Annotated in this window: 2 protein-coding genes; both read left to right on the top strand. The window is 69.7% G+C overall.

Going from position 1 to position 1,937, the window contains the following annotated elements; all coding sequences use genetic code 11:
* The coding region (locus VIR09_RS21250; protein WP_332014648.1) for an acyl-CoA dehydrogenase family protein at positions 1–238 on the top strand (238 nt) is incomplete at its 5' end.
* 29 nt (positions 239–267) lie between these two features.
* On the top strand, positions 268–1,937 hold a 1,670-nt coding region (locus tag VIR09_RS21255), incomplete at its 3' end, for a 3-hydroxyacyl-CoA dehydrogenase NAD-binding domain-containing protein (protein WP_332014649.1).

Genomic DNA, 1,937 nt, shown 5'->3' on the forward strand with positions numbered 1-1,937 from the left:
CGCCGCGGGCGATGCCGAGGCGCAGCGCGATCTCAGCCTGGCCAAGCTGACCGTGGGCCGCAGCGCGCGCCACGTGGGCGGCCAGGCCATCCAGGTGCACGGCGGCATGGGCATGGCCTACGAATATCCCATCGGTCACTACTACCGCAAGCTGCTGTGCTGCGACGCGGCCTTCGGCTCGCAGGACGACCATCAGACCCTGCTGTCCGACAGCCTGGCCGCACCCGCCGACGCCTGATCTCCGCCCTCACTTATCCAGACCCCGCCATGGCAACCACCGCAACAGACCGTATCCAGGCCACCCAACAGGACGGCGTCCTGCTGCTGGGCCTGAACCACCCTCCCCTCAACACGCTGGACCACCCGCTGCGCCAGCAACTGCATGAAGCCTTGCAGGCCGCCGCACAGGACGCATCCGTGCTGGCCATCGTGCTGCACGGCACGCAGGGCAACTTCAGCGCCGGCGCCGATATCCGGGAATTCGACCAACCCAGGCAGGCGCCCTGGGCCGGCGACGTCGCCAGTCTCATTGCCGCCAGCGGCAAGCCGATAGTCGCGGCCCTGCAAGGCGTGGCCCTGGGCGGCGGCCTGGAACTGGCGCTGGCAGCCCATGCCCGCGTCGGCGCCGCCAGCGCCAGACTGGGCCTGCCCGAGGTGAAACTCGGCCTGCTGCCCGGTGGTGGCGGCACGCAGCGCCTGCCCCGCCTGATCGGCGCGGCGGCGGCCCTGCCCCTGATCCTGGAAGGCCGAAGCGTGGACGGCAATGTCGCGCTGGCGCTGGGCCTGCTGGACGAGGTCTGCAACGAAGCCGAACTGCTGGACTGCGCGGTACGCAAGGCCCAGGCGCTGTGCGGAGGTAATGCCATCGTTCGCCGCGATACCTTTGCCGCCGACGACAAACAGGCCGGGCTGGCCGCCGTGGCGGCGCAACGCGAGCGCCTGGCCGCCAAGCCCCATTCCCTGCCGGCCCAGCGCCTGCTGCTGGATTGCCTGCAGGCCGCGCTTGAACGGCCGTTGGAAGAAGGCCTGAAGTTCGAGCGCGAGGCCTTTCTGCAATGCGTGGCCAGTGCCGAACACAAGGGCCTGGCACATGCCTTCTTCGCCGAAAGGCTGGCTGGAAAATCCCCGGCCGGCGCGGCCCGGCCGCGCCCCGTGCAACGCGCCGGCGTCATCGGCGGCGGCACCATGGGCGCCGGCATTGCCGTGGCCATGCTGGATGCCGGCCTGGACGTGGTGCTGATCGAACGTGACGCCGCCTCGCTAAAGGCCGGCCAGGAGCGGATCGACCACGTCTACCAGCGGCAGGTCAGTTCCGGCAGGCTCGATGCAGCCACGCGTGAGCGGCGCCTGTCGCGCCTGAGCGCGGCAACCGACTACGCGGCGCTCGCCTCGGTCGACCTGGCGATCGAAGCGGTGTTCGAGGACATGGACGTGAAGACGCAGGTATTCGCGGAACTGGACCGGGTCTGCAAGACTGGCGCGATCCTGGCCACCAATACCTCGTACCTGGACATCAACCAGATCGCGCGCAGCGTGTCTCGCCCGCAGGACGTGATCGGGCTGCATTTCTTCTCGCCCGCCAACATCATGAAGCTGCTGGAAATCGTGGTGCCCGAGCAGGTCGCCGACGACGTGGTGGCAACAGGCTTCGCGCTGGCGCGGCGCCTGGGCAAGGTGCCGGTGCGCGCCGGCGTGTGCGACGGCTTCATCGGCAACCGCATTCTCTACGTGTACCGCGAGGCCGCCAACCACATGATGGAAGACGGCGCCTCGCCCTACCAGATCGACCAGGCGCTGGAACGCTTCGGCTACGCCATGGGTCCGTTCCGCACCGCCGACCTGACCGGCGGCGACATCGGCTGGGCGACGCGCAAGCGCAAGGCCGCCACCCGCCCGCCCGAAGCCCGCTACGTGCGCGTGGCCGACCGGCTGTGCGA

This window comes from Achromobacter sp. (assembly GCF_036567245.1).
Lineage (GTDB): Bacteria > Pseudomonadota > Gammaproteobacteria > Burkholderiales > Burkholderiaceae_B > Achromobacter.